Raw genomic sequence first — 268 nt, forward strand, 5'->3', positions numbered from 1 at the left:
GGGATATCAGCAGCCTCGACGCGCAAAGTATAATCATGGGGTACTTCGACAAGGTAGCCTGATGTCATTGCGTCTATGACCGCTTGAGTCGCATTGACACGACCATCTTTGACTGTCAAAAATTTTCTAAAGGACACTGAGACATCATTCGTGCTATGCCCATGGTCTACGCTTACAGTGCCGATATTAGAGCTTGCTAAACTTGACCGAAGAGTTAAATCATTAACATCAACCCAGGCCTCTGGACTAATGCCACCTGTTGTTTCTG

The 268-nt window shown here is 45.9% G+C and carries 1 protein-coding gene; it reads right to left on the reverse strand.

Annotated elements, in window-relative coordinates:
• Positions 1-268, reverse strand: a 268-nt coding sequence (locus LJE08_RS14085; RefSeq protein ID WP_227403587.1) for a hypothetical protein, incomplete at both ends; no start/stop codon positions are given.

It is taken from the genome of Holdemanella sp. DFI.5.55, assembly GCF_020593575.1.
Lineage (GTDB): Bacteria > Bacillota_I > Bacilli_A > Erysipelotrichales > Erysipelotrichaceae > Holdemanella > Holdemanella hominis.